The sequence below is a fragment of the Pantoea sp. Mhis genome (assembly GCF_009830015.1).
This window is the reverse complement of sequence record NZ_SZZX01000005.1, coordinates 1-16,864: the sequence shown is the minus strand read 5'-3', so window position 1 is coordinate 16,864 and position 16,864 is coordinate 1. Positions and strand designations below refer to the sequence as shown.

The 16,864-nt window shown below is 31.7% G+C and carries 11 protein-coding genes, 4 tRNA genes and 1 rRNA gene; 1 reads left to right on the top strand and 15 read right to left on the bottom strand.

Annotation, left to right across the window (positions count from 1 at the left end; genetic code table 11):
• Window positions 1-10: 10 nt before the first annotated feature.
• From rpoC to FD727_RS02455, 12 genes are all read right to left on the bottom strand, one after another.
• A complete protein-coding gene (rpoC, locus tag FD727_RS02510; RefSeq protein ID WP_159938590.1) occupies window positions 11-4,240 on the bottom strand; it encodes a DNA-directed RNA polymerase subunit beta' in 4,230 nt (1,409 codons plus the stop codon).
• An 86-nt stretch (window positions 4,241-4,326) separates the two neighbouring features.
• Complete coding sequence (gene rpoB / locus FD727_RS02505; protein ID WP_159938589.1) at window positions 4,327-8,355, bottom strand: DNA-directed RNA polymerase subunit beta; 4,029 nt, start codon at window positions 8,353-8,355, stop codon at window positions 4,327-4,329.
• Window positions 8,356-8,698: 343 nt separating this feature from the next.
• Window positions 8,699-9,073, bottom strand: coding sequence for a 50S ribosomal protein L7/L12 (gene rplL, locus FD727_RS02500; protein ID WP_159938588.1), 375 nt, complete (start codon window positions 9,071-9,073; stop codon window positions 8,699-8,701).
• A gap of 60 nt (window positions 9,074-9,133) precedes the next feature.
• The gene (gene rplJ / locus FD727_RS02495) at window positions 9,134-9,640 is read right to left on the bottom strand and encodes a 50S ribosomal protein L10 (protein ID WP_159938587.1); all 507 of its coding nucleotides are present in this window, start codon (window positions 9,638-9,640) and stop codon (window positions 9,134-9,136) included.
• A 328-nt stretch (window positions 9,641-9,968) separates the two neighbouring features.
• Window positions 9,969-10,673, bottom strand: a complete 705-nt coding sequence (rplA, locus tag FD727_RS02490; protein ID WP_159938586.1) for a 50S ribosomal protein L1 — start codon at window positions 10,671-10,673, stop codon at window positions 9,969-9,971.
• Between the two features lie 2 nt (window positions 10,674-10,675).
• The gene (gene rplK / locus FD727_RS02485; protein ID WP_159938585.1) at window positions 10,676-11,104 is read right to left on the bottom strand and encodes a 50S ribosomal protein L11; all 429 of its coding nucleotides are present in this window, start codon (window positions 11,102-11,104) and stop codon (window positions 10,676-10,678) included.
• A gap of 86 nt (window positions 11,105-11,190) precedes the next feature.
• Window positions 11,191-11,736, bottom strand: coding sequence for a transcription termination/antitermination protein NusG (gene nusG / locus FD727_RS02480; protein ID WP_159938584.1), 546 nt, complete (start codon window positions 11,734-11,736; stop codon window positions 11,191-11,193).
• 1 nt (window position 11,737) lies between these two features.
• The gene (gene secE, locus FD727_RS02475) at window positions 11,738-12,124 is read right to left on the bottom strand and encodes a preprotein translocase subunit SecE (protein ID WP_159938583.1); all 387 of its coding nucleotides are present in this window, start codon (window positions 12,122-12,124) and stop codon (window positions 11,738-11,740) included.
• A 597-nt stretch (window positions 12,125-12,721) separates the two neighbouring features.
• Window positions 12,722-12,795, bottom strand: a tRNA-Thr gene (locus FD727_RS02470).
• A 10-nt stretch (window positions 12,796-12,805) separates the two neighbouring features.
• Window positions 12,806-12,877: transfer RNA gene (locus FD727_RS02465), tRNA-Gly, on the bottom strand.
• Window positions 12,878-12,995: 118 nt separating this feature from the next.
• A tRNA-Tyr gene (locus FD727_RS02460) sits at window positions 12,996-13,077 on the bottom strand.
• Between the two features lie 12 nt (window positions 13,078-13,089).
• Window positions 13,090-13,162, bottom strand: a tRNA-Thr gene (locus FD727_RS02455).
• Window positions 13,163-13,636: 474 nt separating this feature from the next.
• Here FD727_RS02455 and coaA point away from each other — a divergent pair.
• Window positions 13,637-14,587 carry a type I pantothenate kinase gene (gene coaA, locus FD727_RS02450; protein WP_159938582.1) on the top strand — a complete coding sequence of 317 codons (951 nt, stop codon included), beginning with the start codon at window positions 13,637-13,639 and terminating at the stop codon, window positions 14,585-14,587.
• A gap of 61 nt (window positions 14,588-14,648) precedes the next feature.
• On the opposite strand, the gene birA is transcribed toward coaA, so the two are convergent.
• The 3 genes from birA to rrf form a co-directional block, all read right to left on the bottom strand.
• Window positions 14,649-15,611: a bifunctional biotin--[acetyl-CoA-carboxylase] ligase/biotin operon repressor BirA gene (gene birA, locus FD727_RS02445; RefSeq protein ID WP_159938581.1), complete on the bottom strand. Its 963-nt coding sequence runs from the start codon at window positions 15,609-15,611 to the stop codon at window positions 14,649-14,651.
• Window positions 15,608-16,648 carry a UDP-N-acetylmuramate dehydrogenase gene (gene murB, locus FD727_RS02440; protein ID WP_159938580.1) on the bottom strand — a complete coding sequence of 347 codons (1,041 nt, stop codon included), beginning with the start codon at window positions 16,646-16,648 and terminating at the stop codon, window positions 15,608-15,610. The genes birA and murB overlap by 4 nt, the downstream gene beginning before the upstream one ends.
• Before the next feature lie 99 nt (window positions 16,649-16,747).
• Window positions 16,748-16,863 (bottom strand): 5S ribosomal RNA (gene rrf / locus FD727_RS02435).
• Window position 16,864 lies beyond the last annotated feature (1 nt).

The following is a 16,864-nucleotide window of genomic DNA, read 5'->3' as shown; positions in this document are numbered from 1 at the left end:
TTTTTAAAAACTATGTATTATCTTTATTTCCTAAGCTTGCATTTAGTAATTCAGCCAAATTTGCAGAAGCTTGTTCAGCGGTAACTTGTGCTGATTCTATAGAAAGTCCGGTTGCTTGACGACGTCGAGCTCGATTTTTGTGATAAGCATAACCAGTACCAGCTGGAATTAATCGACCTACGATAACATTTTCTTTTAGTCCTCGTAATTCATCACTCTTACCAGCTACTGCCGATTCAGTTAAAACACGGGTAGTCTCCTGGAAGGATGCAGCTGAAATGAACGACTCAGTTGCCAATGATGCTTTAGTAATACCTAGTAAGTCACGAACATAAGTTGCTTTTGTCTTTCCATTTATTTGCAAAGCATGGTTCGTAATTTTAATACGAGATACTTCTACTTGTTCTCCTTCTAAAAATTCTGAATTTCCTGAATCTAAAATAGTTGCTTTACGTAACATCTGGCGAACTACAACTTCAATATGTTTATCATTAATTTTAACACCTTGTAAACGATATACTTCTTGAACTTCATTAGTAATGTAACGAGTAACAGCATGAACTCCACGTAATCGTAAAATATCATGCGGCGATTCAGGCCCATCTGAAATAACATCACCCCGTTCCACTCGTTCTCCTTCAAATACATTTAGTTGACGCCATTTAGGAATCATCTCTTCATATATTTCACTACCATCAACTGGTGTAATCACTAAACGACGCTTACCCTTAGTTTCTTTTCCAAAAGAAATAATACCGCTCACTTCAGCTAAAATAGCTGGTTCTTTTGGTCGACGAGCCTCAAATAAATCCGCAACGCGTGGTAAACCTCCAGTAATATCCTTAGTGCCTCCAGATTCCTGTGGAATACGCGCTAAAGTATCACCTGAACTAATCTTAACACCATCTTCCAATTGTACAATTGCCTTACCGGGTAAAAAATACTGAGCTGGCATATCAGTACCTGGAATCATAACAGGTTCACCTTGGGCATTAACAATTTTTAATGCTGGTCGTAGATCTTTCCCGCCAGATGTACGTTCCGCGGTGTCTAAAACTACTAATGAAGATAAACCAGTTAAATCATCAGTTTGTCGAATTATAGTTTGACCATCTAGCATATCAGTAAAACGAATAAAACCACATACTTCAGTAATTACTGGCATAGTATGTGGATCCCAATTTGCTACTGTTTCACCTGCTATTACTTGCTCACCATCACCTTTGAACATTACTGCACCATAAGGTAATTTATAGCTCTCTTTTATACGACCAAAATCATCAATCATCTTTAACTCAACATTACGTGAAATTATAATTAATTTACCAGAAGAATTAGTTACTGATTTTGCATTAGTTAGTTTAATCACACCTTTATTTTTCACCTGAATACTAGATTCAGCTGCTGCACGCGATGCAGCTCCACCAATATGAAAAGTACGCATAGTTAATTGAGTGCCGGGTTCACCAATAGATTGTGCTGCAATAACACCGATAGCTTCACCTTTATTTATAATATGTCCACGTGCTAAATCTCGTCCATAACATTTTGCACAAACACCAAAATTAGTTTCACAACTTACAACTGAACGTACTTTGATATAATCAATAGAATTTTGTTCAATTATATCACACCAATGTTCATCAATTAAAAGATTACGTAAAATTAAAATTTCTGTTGTTCCCGGTTTCAATATATTTTCTGCTGATACACGACCTAGTACACGTTCACGTAATGACTCTTTAACATCACCACCTTCAATAACCGGTGTCATCATAATACCTTCAAAGGTACCACAATCATCTTCGGTTACAACTAAATCCTGTGCTACATCTACTAAACGACGAGTTAAATAACCGGAATTTGCAGTTTTCAATGCGGTATCAGCTAATCCTTTACGTGCACCATGAGTTGAAATAAAATATTGAAGAACATTTAATCCTTCACGAAAGTTAGCAGTGATTGGAGTTTCTATAATAGATCCATCCGGTTTTGCCATTAATCCACGCATACCAGCAAGTTGACGAATTTGAGCAGCAGAACCTCGTGCACCTGAATCAGACATCATATGTATGCTATTAAATGACATCTGTCTTTCCGTTTTACCATATCGATTAATTACTTCTTCAATTTGTAAATTATTCATCATAGCTTTAGAAACACGTTCATTAGCTGCAGCCCAAATATCAATTACTTTATTATAACGTTCTCCAGCTGTTACTAAACCAGATTGAAATTGTTCTTGAATTTCAGCGACCTCTGTTTCTGCTTCAGCAATAATTCCTGCTTTTTTTTCTGGAATAACCATATCATCAATTCCAACAGAAGAACCAGAACGAGCTGCATATGCAAATCCAGTATACATAATTTGATCAGCAAAAATAACCGTAGGTTTTAATCCTAAGACTCTATAACAAGTATTTAACATTTTAGAAATTGCTTTCTTACCTAATACTTGATTAATAAGAGAAAATGATAAACCTTTAGGTACAATCATCCATAAAATTGCGCGACCAACTGTCGTATTAATTAGACTAGTTTTTTCGATATACTCATTGTTAGAAGTATTTTTGATATATTCAGTAATACGTACTTTAACACATGCGTGAAGCTCAGCTTGACCGGTACGATATAAACGTTCAGCTTCTTTTGGTCCAGTTAATGCCATACCTTCACCATGAGCATTAACCTTATCTCTAGTCATATAATATAAACCAAGAACAACATCTTGAGAAGGAACAATAATCGGATCTCCATTTGCTGGAGACAAAATATTATTTGTTGACATCATTAGTGCACGAGCTTCCAACTGCGCTTCTAGTGTTAAAGGTACATGAACGGCCATTTGATCACCGTCAAAATCAGCATTATAAGCTGCACATACTAATGGATGTAATTGAATAGCTTTACCCTCAATAAGTACAGGTTCAAATGCCTGGATACCTAATCTATGTAAAGTTGGAGCTCTATTCAGTAAAACAGGATGCTCACGAATAACCTCATCGAGAATATCCCATACTACTGCTTCTTCACGTTCAACCATTTTCTTTGCAGCTTTAATAGTAGTAGCCAAACCACGTAGTTCTAATTTTCCATAAATAAAAGGTTTAAACAATTCAAGAGCCATTTTTTTAGGCAATCCACATTGATGTAAACGTAAATATGGACCAACTGTAATAACGGATCTACCGGAATAATCAACACGTTTGCCTAGTAAATTTTGACGGAAACGACCTTGCTTACCTTTGATCATATCAGCTAAGGATTTTAAAGGTCGTTTATTAGAACCAGTTATAGCACGACCACGTCGTCCATTATCTAATAGTGCATCAACTGCTTCTTGCAGCATGCGTTTTTCATTACGAACTATAATATCCGGTGCGGCTAAATCGAGAAGACGTTTTAAACGATTATTACGATTAATCACTCGACGATATAAATCATTTAGATCGGAGGTAGCAAAACGTCCTCCATCTAAAGGTACTAATGGTCGTAAATCTGGAGGTAAAACAGGTAAAACTGTCATTACCATCCATTCTGGCTTATTACCCGATTGAATAAACGCTTCTAAAAGTTTAATACGTTTAGTCAATTTTTTACGTTTTGTTTCAGAATTAGTATCATTTAGTTCGTTACGCAAAAATTCACATTCTTGTTCTAAATCCATGTTTTTTAATAATGCTTGAATAGCTTCAGCACCCATTTTTGCATCAAATTCATCACCAAATTCCTCTAATGCATCGAGATATTGATCTTCAGTTAAAATTTGACATTTTTCTAAATTGGTCATACCAGTTTTAATAACTACATAGGATTCAAAATATAATACTCGTTCTATATCACGCAGGGGCATATCCAACAATAAACCAATACGTGAGGGTAATGATTTTAGAAACCAAATATGCGCAGTTGGTGAAGCTAACTCAATATGTCCCATTCTATCACGACGAACTTTAGTTTGAGTAACTTCTACACCACACTTTTCGCAAATTACACCTCGATGTTTTAAACGTTTATATTTACCGCATAGGCATTCATAATCTTTGATAGGGCCAAAAATACGCGCACAAAATAGCCCATCACGCTCTGGTTTAAAAGTACGATAATTAATCGTTTCTGGTTTTTTAACTTCACCAAAGGACCAAGAACGGATCATATCCGGTGACGCTAAAGAAATTTTGATTGAGTCAAATTCTTCATTTTTAACTTGAACTTTTAAAAATTTTAGTAAATCTTTCACGGATCAGATCTCGTTAGAGGGATTCCACAAAAACTAATATTTATATATAAAATATTAGTTTCATATTAAATAGTGTTATTGAATATTTAATTATCTTCTAGTTCAATATTGATTCCTAATGAACGAATCTCTTTTAATAATACATTAAATGATTCAGGCATACCAGGTTCCATCTGATGATTATCGTCAACTATATTTTTGTACATTTTTGTACGTCCATTAACATCATCAGATTTGACAGTCAGCATTTCTTGTAAAGTATAAGATGCACCATATGCTTCTAGTGCCCAAACTTCCATTTCACCAAAACGTTGCCCACCGAACTGCGCTTTTCCACCAAGAGGTTGTTGAGTAACTAAGCTATATGAACCAGTAGAACGTGCATGCATTTTATCATCAACTAAATGATTTAATTTTAACATATACATATACCCTACAGTTACTTGACGTTCAAAAGCTTCACCTGTACGTCCATCAAAAAGAGTAATTTGTCCTGAAGACGGTAAATCACCTAATTGTAATAATGCCTTAATTTCACTTTCTTTCGCACCATCAAATACAGGTGTTGCGATCGGCATACCTTTCTTTAAATTTTCTGCTAATTGTAATATTTCTTTATCAGAAAAAGTACTTAAATTTACTTTTTGACGTATATTAGTACCTAAATCATAAGCTCGTTGAATAAAATCACGTAATTTACTAATTTTTTCTTGCTTTTTAAGCATTGAATTGATCTTGTCTCCAATACCTTTAGCAGCCATGCCTAAATGAGTTTCTAGTATTTGACCAATATTCATACGTGAAGGTACACCTAGCGGGTTCAAAACAATATCTACTGGAGTACCATGTTCATCATAAGGCATATCTTCTATAGGATTAATTTTAGAGATTACACCTTTATTGCCGTGACGACCAGCCATTTTATCGCCAGGTTGGATTTGACGTTTTACTGCTAAATAAACCTTAACAATTTTTAAAACACCAGGTGCCAAATCATCACCTTGAGTGATTTTTCGATGTTTAGCTTCAAGCTTTTTTTTAAATTCATGTTTTAGATCATTATATTGATCACTTAATTGCTCTAACATACTTTGTATTTCTAAATTAGATATTTTAAAATCTAACCATTTTTCACAAGGTAATTTTAAAAGTTTAGTAGATTCTACTCCTCCGGAAATTAATAATGATTTGATTCGATTAAATAAAGCAGATTCAAGAATATGTAATTCTTCAGATAAATCTTTTTTCACTTTCTTAAGCTGCATCTCTTCAATTTCTAAAGCACGTCTATCTTTTTCTACACCATCACGAGTAAATATTTGTACATCAATTACTGTTCCAGATACACCATTAGGAACTCTTAACGATGAATCTTTTACGTCAGATGCTTTTTCTCCAAAAATTGCACGTAATAATTTTTCTTCCGGTGTTAATTGAGTTTCACCTTTTGGTGTTACTTTGCCAACCATAATATCACCACCGGTTACTTCTGCACCAATATATACAATACCTGATTCATCTAGTTTAGATAGTGCTGCTTCACCAACATTAGGGATATCAGCAGTAATTTCTTCCGCTCCTAATTTAGTATCACGAGATATGCAAGATAATTCTTGAATATGAATAGTAGTAAATCGATCTTCTTGTACTACACGTTCAGAAACTAATATAGAATCTTCAAAATTATAACCATTCCACGGCATAAATGCCACTCTCATGTTTTGTCCAAGTGCTAATTCACCAAGATCTGTAGATGCACCATCAGCTAAAACATCACCACGTTCAATAATTTCTCCTAAAGCAACACTTGGCATTTGATTAATACAAGTATTTTGATTAGAACGTGTATATTTGATTAAATTATAAATATCGATACCAGCTTCTCCAGAGAATGTTTCATTTTCATTAACTTTTATAACTATTCTAGAAGCATCAACATACTGAACTATACCACTTCTTTTGGCAACAACAGTTACACCAGAATCCACTGCAACTGCACGTTCCATGCCAGTACCAACCAATGGTTTATCAGCACGTAAGGTTGGAACTGCCTGACGTTGCATATTTGCCCCCATTAGTGCACGATTGGCATCATCATGCTCTAAAAATGGAATTAATGATGCTCCTACAGAAACTATTTGTTGAGTAGAAACATCCATATAATCAATTTGTTCACGGCTAAATAACCCTGATTCACCTTTAGTTCTACATGTAACTAAATCATCTACAAATACACTATTTACATCTAACTCAGAATTTGCTTGAGCAATAACATAATTACCTTCTTCAATTGCAGAAAGATAATCAATTTCATCAGAAACTACACCATTAAAAACACGACGGTATGGAGTTTCTAAAAAACCATATTCGTTAGTCTGCGCGTATACAGATAATGAATTAATCAAACCAATATTTGGACCTTCAGGTGTTTCAATGGGACATACTCTACCATAGTGTGTTGGATGTACATCACGAACTTCAAAACCAGCACGTTCTCGCGTTAATCCACCTGGACCGAGAGCAGAGATGCGTCGCTTATGTGTAATCTCAGATAATGGATTATTTTGATCCATGAATTGAGATAATTGACTAGAGCCAAAGAATTCTTTTACAGCTGCAGAAATTGGTTTTGCATTTATCATATCTTGAGGCATTAGAATATCTAAGTCCCCTAAAGAAAGACGTTCCTTTACTGCACGTTCTACACGAACTAAACCTACTCGAAATTGATTTTCTGCCATTTCACCTACTGAACGGATACGACGATTACCAAGATGATCTATATCGTCTACTTCTCCTTTACCATTACGAATATCGATAAGTTTTTTCATTACATCAACTATATCATTTTTACTTAAAGTACCAGGACCTTCAACTGTATTACGTAGTAAAGAAGAGTTAAATTTCATTCGGCCAACTGAAGATAAATCATATCTATCTTCAACAAAAAATAAATTTTCAAATAAGATTTCTGCCGCTTCACGAGTTGGTGGTTCACCAGGACGCATCATACGATAAATTTCTACTAATGCACTCAAGCGATCAGTGGTTGGATCAATACGTAATGTTTCAGAAATATATGAACCATGATCTAAATCATTTGTAAATAAAATTTCAATGTCATAGCAGTTTGCTTGATTTAGTTTAGTTAGAAGTTCTAGTGATAGTTCCATATTTGCTGAAATAATAAGCTCACCAGTACGTAAATCTATATAATCCTTAGCAGCAACCTTGCCGATGATATACTCAATTGGTACTTCAATATGCTTAACTTTATCTTTCTTTAACTCTCGAATATGTCGAGCAGTAATTCTACGACCTTTTTCAACATAAACTACATCATTATACTCAATATTGAATGAAGCTGTTTCGCCACGAAGACGATCAGCTACTAGTTCCATTTGTAATTTATTATCATAAATTTTAAATAATACTGTTTCAAAAAACAGATTGAGAATTTCTTCAGTACTATAATTTAATGCACGTAAAATTATAGTAGAAGGTAGTTTGCGCCGACGATCAATACGAACAAATAAATTATCTTTAGGATCAAACTCAAAATCAAGCCATGAACCGCGGTAAGGAATAATACGTGCATTATATAATACTTTGCCAGAAGAATGTGTTTTTCCTTTATCGCTATCAAAAAATACACCAGGACTACGGTGTAACTGAGATACAATCACACGTTCAGTACCATTAATCACAAAAGTCCCATTATTAGTCATGAGAGGAATTTCACCCATATAGACTTCTTGTTCTTTAATATCTTTAACCGTTCCTTGTTGTGCTTCCCGCTCATAGATTACTAGACGTAATTTAACTCTCAATGGAGCAGAATATGTTACTCCACGTATTTGACATTCATGTAAATCAAAAATAGGTTCACCCAAACGATAATTTACATACTGTAATTCAGCATTACCACTATAACTTACTATGGGAAATACAGAGCGAAATGCTGCTTCTAGACCATATTGGCCATCTGGATCTCGCTCGACAAACTTCTGAAAAGAATCAAGTTGAATAGATAAAAGATAAGGTATATCCAAAACTTGTGGACGTTTACCAAAATCTTTACGAATACGTTTTTTTTCGGTATAGGAGTAAACCATAGGGTTCCTCAGCTAGCAGACAACAAATCGATCCATGTTAGATTATCCTTCCTGGAAGGGAGATTTCATATAATATTTTATCTAAAAATTTTATTTAATGAAGTTACTAAATGTTTTATTATGTATAAATAATTTTACATATAATATATCTTTTACTTACTTTTAAGTAAATCAAAGATTGATAATCATACGTCTTCTAAAAAGTTAAATATATTTAAACATATAAACAATAAATAAATCAGATTAAAGTAATAAGTTTTTACAATATAAATGCTGGTGACACATAGATAATCACCAGCTTAACTGATAGTTAAATTAGATTAAGACTCTAATATAATAAATTTTATTTAACTTCAACTTCAGCACCAGCTTCTTTTAATAGAGCTTCCAATGCAGTTGCATCATCTTTATTGAGAGCTCCTTTGATTACGATAGGAGCTGATTCCACTAAATCTTTAGCTTCTTTTAAACCTAAACCTGTTGCACTTCTTGCAGCTTTTATTACTGCAATTTTATTTGCACCAACTCCTTTTAAAATCACATCAAATTCAGTTTTTTCTTCAATAGGTTCTGCCATTGCTCCCATCGCTACAGAATTAGCAATAGGACTAGTAGCAGAAACGCCAAATTTTTCTTCCATAGCAGAAACCAATTCAGCTACTTCCATTACGGACATAGCAGCCACGGCTTCCAAAATTTGATTTTTGGTGAAAGACATAACAATTGTTCCTAAAATAAGTGTTTCAATAATAATAATAATTATGAAGAAAATTTTTTATTATATTAAGTCATTTTTTTCTTTTGTATCACGAATAACAACTAAAGTACGAACTAATTTACCTGCTGCAGCTTCTTTCATAACTAACATCAGATGTATTAGTGCTTCTTCATAAGTAGGAAGTGCTGCCAAAATATCAATTTGCGTTGCTGGGATTATTTTACCTTCAAAAGCTGCAAATTTAATTTTAAAGTTTGTATTTGTTTCTGAAAATTTTTTAAACAAACGAGCAGCAGCACCTGCATATTCCATAGAATATGCAATTAGGGTAGGACCAACGAATGTATCTTTCAAACACTCAAATTGTGTTCCTTCAACAATTCGGCGTAATAAAGTATTGCGAATAACCCTCATATAGATAGAAATTTTACGCGCAGCTTGGCGTAATTCATTCATTTTATTGACAGTCATACCACGTGAATCTACAATTACTGCCGAAAGTGCATCTTTGCTTATTTTGCTAACTTCCGCAACTATTGTTTTTTTTCTTTGAAGATTTAATACCATTAATTCTGCTCCTGAATTTAACAGGAAAATTATTCGAAAATTACTTTATTAGAAGAATATATGCTACGTAAATAACATATAAGTAGAGAACTAATTATGAAAAGTTCTTTTTTAATATTAAGTTCATTAATACATAAATTTCTAGAAATTTAAATTTTATATTTTAAATAAAATTTAAATTATCGTTTTACCTAACACCGATATGATTATATCATTGTATAAATAGTAATCATTGTCAGCTCTTTATGATTTTTTTATATTTACTATTCGAACATAAAATAACGAATGTAAGATTCTAGATAAATTTTACGTGTTTTACAAGTAAGAATTAATTTAATGGTATATTCAAACTACATGGATCGATTGCAACACCAACTCCCATTGTAGTTGATATAGTAATTTTTTTAAAATATAACCCTTTTACTGATATTGGCTTTATTTTTTTTAAAGTAATCAATAAAGCTTCTAAATTTTCTTGTATTTTGTTAATATCAAAATTTAATTTGCCAATAGTAGTATGAATAATACCGTTTTTATCGTTTCGGTAACTGACTTGACCAGATTTGATATTTCTAACAGACGAAGCAACATTTGTAGTTACAGTACCCATCTTAGGATTTGGCATTAATCCACGTGGACCTAAAATTTGGCCTAATTGGCTGACTATATGCATTGCATCTGGAGATGCAATGATAACGTCAAATTTTATGACATTATTTTTAATGTCTTCTGCTAGATCTTCCATACCTACTCGTTCAGCACCAGCTATCTTAGCTGATTCAGCATGTATGCCTTGAGCAAAAACAGCTACACGTACTAAACGTCCAGTTCCATGTGGTAATAAAGTTACACCTCGTAAATTTTGTTCAGATTTACGTGGATCTATATTAAGACTAATAGCAACATCTACACTTTCTATGAACTTAACAATAGATATTTCTTTCAAAAGCATCATAGCATCTTTAATATCATATTGTTTGAATACATTAACTTTATCACGTATAACATGCATACGTTTACTCATGCTCACCACACTTAATCCTCCACTAATAAACCTATAGAACGAGCAGTTCCTTCAATAGATCTAGTCATTGCTTCTATGTCAACTCCAGTCATATCTGCAGCTTTAGTTTTAGCTATCTCACGTAATTGAGAACGATTTATTTTTCCAACTTTATCTTTATTAGGATTGCTAGAACCAGATTTAATTTGCGCAATTTTTTTAATTAGTATAGCTGCTGGAGGAGTTTTAGTAACAAAAGTAAAAGAACGATCATTATATACGGTAATTATAACAGGAATTGGCAAACCTTTTTCTAAAAGCTCTGTTTTTGCATTAAATATTTTACAGAATTCCATAATGTTAACACCTTGTTGACCTAAGGCTGGACCAACAGGAGGGCTTGGATTTGCCATGCCTGCTGCAATTTGCAATTTAACATATGCTTGTACTTTTTTAGCCATAATATTCCTAATTGTGATTCGCAATGAACATACATTACCATTAATAGTAATAAATTACAGTTATTTTAAAATAAAAAATTACAATTTTAACCCTTTTCTACTTGATCAAAATCCAATTCAACTGGTGTTGCACGACCAAAAATTGATACAGATACTTTTAGACGACTTTTTTCATAATCTACTTCTTCAACTACACCATTAAAATCAGCGAACGGACCATCATTAACACGTATTACTTCTCCTGGCTCAAATATGGTTTTAGGTCGAGGTTTATCTCCTATTTGTTGTAAACGATTCATAATTGCATTAACTTCTTTATCACTAATTGGTGCAGGGCAGTCAGATGTACCACCAATGAATCCCATAACACGTGGTATATTACGTACTAAATGCCAACTAGCTTCATTCATGGTCATTTGTACTAGCACATAACCAGGGAAAAATTTACGTTCACTTTTACGACGTTGACCGCCGCGAATTTCAACAACTTCTTCAGTAGGTACCATGATCTCACCGAATAGTTCTTCCATGTCATGTAATTTGACATGCTCTTGCAAAGATTTTGCTACACGAGCTTCAAAACCAGAAAACGCTTGAACGACATACCAGCGTTTTTTTGGAGATTCATACATCTCAGAACCTCAACACAGTAATAAAGGATACTAAGCGGACCAGGATACTATCTAATCCCCATAAAATTAGTGATACTATAGTAGTTACAAAAAAAACTACTAACGTAGTATGAAATGTTTCTTGAAAGGTTGGCCAAATAACCCTACGCATTTCATTTTTTGCTTCACGTATAAAAGTTGTAGTTACTTTACCTTGTTTTGTAAATAGAGCAATAGTGCCTGCTATAAGCATTAGTACTACAACAACTAGAGCACGTAAAGACAATGCTACGTTACGATAAACATAGTTTCCAACAATTGCTATTATTAGTAATATAACGATAACTATCCAAGTTAGTATTTCTAAGCATCGTTGTTTTCCTCCTCGATCTTCAGTATTTTCACTCATAAGCTAACCGCCACAATAAATAATTTAAAAATAATTTTATCTTTAATGCAAAATTTCATGTAGCAGAAGAGTAGAAATCTAAAATAGAACGAAATTCTTATCTTTTATATATATTTGTATAAATATATATAAATTTTAAAGTTCATGCTCATAAATTAACAATTTATATCTATATAGTATTTTACTTGTATTAATTCATACATAATATTTGTATATAGAAACAGATTTTATTTATTTTAAAAAATATATATATTTTGATATTTACTAATATGACAGTATAGTTATTAATATGAATATTAATGATGTAACATTGGTAAATTACTAATTCAGTATATTAAAATCAAATAGTTTTAAGAAATTATTAAAATCTAATTGATTATTTTACAATATTCATAATGTGTTAATTGACAATGAAAGCTATATTCACATATAGATGATTAATTTACTATATGTATTTTATATAATAAAATACATATAGTAAAAAATACCGTTATAGATTAGATCTATCTAATATTCGTAAATATAAAGTAAGTGTTAAATTAATACATAAAATTAGAAATAAATAATAAGCTGAAAAAGAATTCATAATAAAGCACTTGCTGATACCCAGAATCGAACTGGGGACCTCACTCTTACCAAGAGTGCGCTCTAACCAACTGAGCCATATCAGCATCATTCTAAAGCGGGTAACGGGAATCGAACCCGTATCTTCAGCTTGGAAGGCTGAGGTAATGACCTTTATACAATACCCGCATTTTAAAATTTAAATATTTACAATTGTTCTATTTATATTAATATTCAACATATTTGTTATATATAGTAAATATGTTGAATATTATACTAAATTTTTCTTCATGATATCATCAGATAATGGTGGGAGAAGGATTCGAACCTTCGAAGTCAATGACGGCAGATTTACAGTCTGCTCCCTTTAACCACTCGGGAATCCCACCGCTATAGTATTATGCCGGCTACCGGAATCGAACTGGTGACCTACTGATTACAAGTCAGTTGCTCTACCAACTGAGCTAAGCCGGCATTTAATGCATTGTATTTTACGAATAATTTTTGTAAAATGCAATAAAAATCATTATTCATTTATAAGACAATTAACTTCACTTTACATAAATATAAAAAACATTTCATTTATTTTATTATGTTCTTATTTTTAATAAACTTTAAATTATTTAATTAAGATTTTATCTTCTATAAATAATAGAGTATAGTGAGTTAATAAATTAATACTCTATATAAAATATATAATATTATATATATTTTAAAAAATTTAACCATATATTTTGTATTGGATTAATTTTTTATGTAAACACAATTAATAAAATTTTAAATACATAAGCAATTACATAATTCTGAATGTCCATTAATACTAACAACATGAAAATATTATTTTTTTGAAAATTATTCGAATCCTATATATTTTACATTATGAATAAATTATATATTTAATATTAATAATACATTATTGAATTAAAATTTGTGGTTAAATGCATATTTATGAGTAGAAAACTCAATCTATCAACAACTCATTATTTGCAATTTAGTCGTCAACAATGGGCTACTTTGCGTAATTCTGTACCTATGACATTAAAAGAACAAGAAATTAACAGTCTTCGTGGAATCAATGAAGATTTATCTTTAACAGAAGTAGCTGAAATTTATTTACCACTTTCCCGTTTACTTAATTTTTATATAAGTTTTAATTTACGTAGACAAGTAGTCCTTGACCAATTTTTAGGCACTATTAAACAAAAAATTCCTTATATCATTAGTATTGCTGGTAGTGTCGCTGTTGGCAAAAGTACAACTGCACGAGTTTTAAAAGCATTATTGAGTAGATGGCCTAAATATCGTTCAGTAGAATTAATGACAACTGATGGTTTTTTACATCCGAATAACATACTAAAAAAAAGAGGTTTAATGAAAAAAAAAGGTTTCCCACAATCTTATGATATGCACAGTTTAGTAAACTTTATTGCTGATTTAAAATCAGGTGTTGATCAAGTAAGTGCACCTATATATTCACATCTAATGTACGATATTATTCCAGGTAGTGTTAAAATTATTAAAAAACCAGATATTCTAATCTTAGAAGGATTGAATGTTCTTCAAAGTGGAATGGATTATCCACATGATCCTCATCATGTATTTGTTTCTGACTTTGTGGATTTTTCAATCTATGTTGATGCTTCTGAAACTCTATTAGAACATTGGTATGTTAATCGTTTTTTAAAATTTCGTAAAGGAGCTTTCAATAATCCAGATTCTTACTTTCATAACTATGCTCATTTATCTAAAAAGAAAACAATTAAGATTGCAAGATCATTGTGGAAAGAAATTAATTGGTTAAATCTTAAAAAAAATATACTACCAACTCGTGAACGAGCTCATCTAATTATGAGTAAATCTGTCAATCATGCTGTAAAAAGATTATATTTAAGAAAATAATTATCGAAATAAAATTTAACTTCATTAACTTTAAACTAGAATAATTTTCTTAATGTTATTCTTAATAGTTTAATTCTAAGGAAAGATCTCCGCTAACCCAAGATTTTATTTTTTTATTTTGCTCTAATAATAAATTACCTACTTTATCTATACCACGTTCGATACCATATATTTCTCGATTTTCAATAACTAATTTTACTGATCGATTTATAAAATTATCTAAACATAGCCAACGTTGAATAAAAGGATTAAGTCCATCACGTTCAAATATTGGTAAAATTTCACGTAAATTATTAATAATTTTTACTGCTAATTCGTTACGATTTATCTTAGTACCTGATTCCTCTAAGTTAGCTGCATTAATATCCATTTGTAAAAAATGCTTATTTTTCATAAAAAGATTCATGCCTATACCTATAATAACTCTAGCTGAATCATCAAGATTTCTGATACATTCAATTAAAATACCACCTAGTTTACGTTCATATAAATAAAGATCATTTGGCCATTTTACGCGTATGTCAACTACTCCTAATGATTGAATTAGTTCTGCTATTATGACACCAACTGCTAAACTAAGACCAGTTGTAGACATTAATCCATGCTTAAAATACCAATGAACTGATAAATAAAGATTAGCAGCAAAAGGTGAATACCATGTTCTTCCACGGCGACCACGTCCGGATTGTTGGTACTCTGCAATACAAGCATCACCAGATAAAAGATAATTTACTCTATCAAGTAAATATTGATTAGTTGAATCAGTAAGTGAAAGTATCGATAATTTTGGTTGATTCAAATGTGATAAAATATATTTTTCATTTAAAAGTTGAAGTGGTTTAAATAAACTATAACCTTTTCCGTCTAAAGTATGAAGATCTAAACCCCAACTTTTTAATATTAAAATATATTTATTAATATTATTTTGATTAATATTTAACATTATTTTTAATTCGTTATCTGAATGATAATTTCCATCAGATAACAAAGAAATTAAATCTAATGCAATGTTATCATTATTCATGATATGAGCTCAACAGCATCACATTCACCATAGGCTCCAATAAAACGTACTTCTGGTTCTAACCAAACATTAAATTTTTTACCAACTTTATTTCTTACTTCTTGTGCTAAGATAATAATATCTTGAGAAGTAGCTTTATATTGATTAATAATAACTAGCGCGTGTTTACGATATACTGCTGCACCACCTACTCTATATCCTTTTAAATGACACTGTTCTATCAACCAGCCAGCGGCTAATTTTATTTTATTATTATAATAATGACGATAATATGGCATGCTTGGCCATTGTTCAATTAATACATCAGATAATTCTTGAGTAATAAATGGATTTTTAAAAAAACTACCAACATTTCCTATCCTACTAGGATTAGGAAATTTATTTTTGCGTATATATTGAATAAGTTTAAAAATATCTTTAGCACATACAGTATTAGGATCGAGAGTAACCAAATCTCCATAATTTATTACTGGTTTCCAACGCTTTTTTATACATAAACCTACTGCAATAATAGCATAGTTACGTTTCATAGCATGTTTAAATACACTATCTCGATAACCAAATTGACATTCTTCTCGATATAAACGAACTATCTGCTGTGTAGGTAAATGTAATACTTCAACATAATTACAAACATTTTTAAATTCTACACCATATGCACCTATATTCTGAATGGGAGCAGAACCTACTTTGCCAGGAATGAAAGCAAGATTTTCTAATCCATAAATACCTTTTATTAAAGTTAATTCAACTAATGCATGCCAATTTTCACCTGCTGCTACATGTAAATACCAAGCTGTATCATGTTCGTTAATCTCTATACCTTTAACCGAATTAATTACTACACTACCATTAAAATTTTCTAAAAAAAGTATGTTACTGCCTTCTCCCAATATAATAAACGGTTCATTGACTTGTTGACTGATTTGCCACGCTGAAATAATATCTTTAAGATTACGAGCAATAATAAGATTATGTGCGCTAACATCAATCCCTAGCGTATTGAATGGTTTTAATGATGGTTTACTATTATACATTTATGACCCTTTATTAATTAATATAAGGTATAGCCACTTATTTAATTAATAGATATAGCCAGAGATTATAAAAAATAAATTATTAAATAATTAATTAATGCCTGGCAGTTCCCTACTCTCACATGGGGAAACCCCACACTACCATCGGCGCTACAGCATTTCACTTCTGAGTTCGGAATGGTTTCAGGTGGTTCTACTGCGCTAATGCTACCAGGC

Bases quoted from the DNA above. Each gene is read 5' to 3' on its own strand.
- rplL (WP_159938588.1), bottom strand. From the start codon at position 9,073: ATGTCTTTCACCAAAAATCAAATTTTGGAAGCCGTGGCTGCTATGTCC.
- rplK (WP_159938585.1), bottom strand. From the start codon at position 11,104: ATGGCTAAAAAAGTACAAGCATATGTTAAATTGCAAATTGCAGCAGGC.
- murB (WP_159938580.1), bottom strand. From the start codon at position 16,648: ATGTATAATAGTAAACCATCATTAAAACCATTCAATACGCTAGGGATT.
- birA (WP_159938581.1), bottom strand. From the start codon at position 15,611: ATGAATAATGATAACATTGCATTAGATTTAATTTCTTTGTTATCTGAT.
- secE (WP_159938583.1), bottom strand. From the start codon at position 12,124: ATGAGTGAAAATACTGAAGATCGAGGAGGAAAACAACGATGCTTAGAA.
- rpoB (WP_159938589.1), bottom strand. From the start codon at position 8,355: ATGGTTTACTCCTATACCGAAAAAAAACGTATTCGTAAAGATTTTGGT.
- nusG (WP_159938584.1), bottom strand. From the start codon at position 11,736: ATGTATGAATCTCCAAAAAAACGCTGGTATGTCGTTCAAGCGTTTTCT.
- rplJ (WP_159938587.1), bottom strand. From the start codon at position 9,640: ATGGTATTAAATCTTCAAAGAAAAAAAACAATAGTTGCGGAAGTTAGC.
- coaA (WP_159938582.1), top strand. From the start codon at position 13,637: ATGAGTAGAAAACTCAATCTATCAACAACTCATTATTTGCAATTTAGT.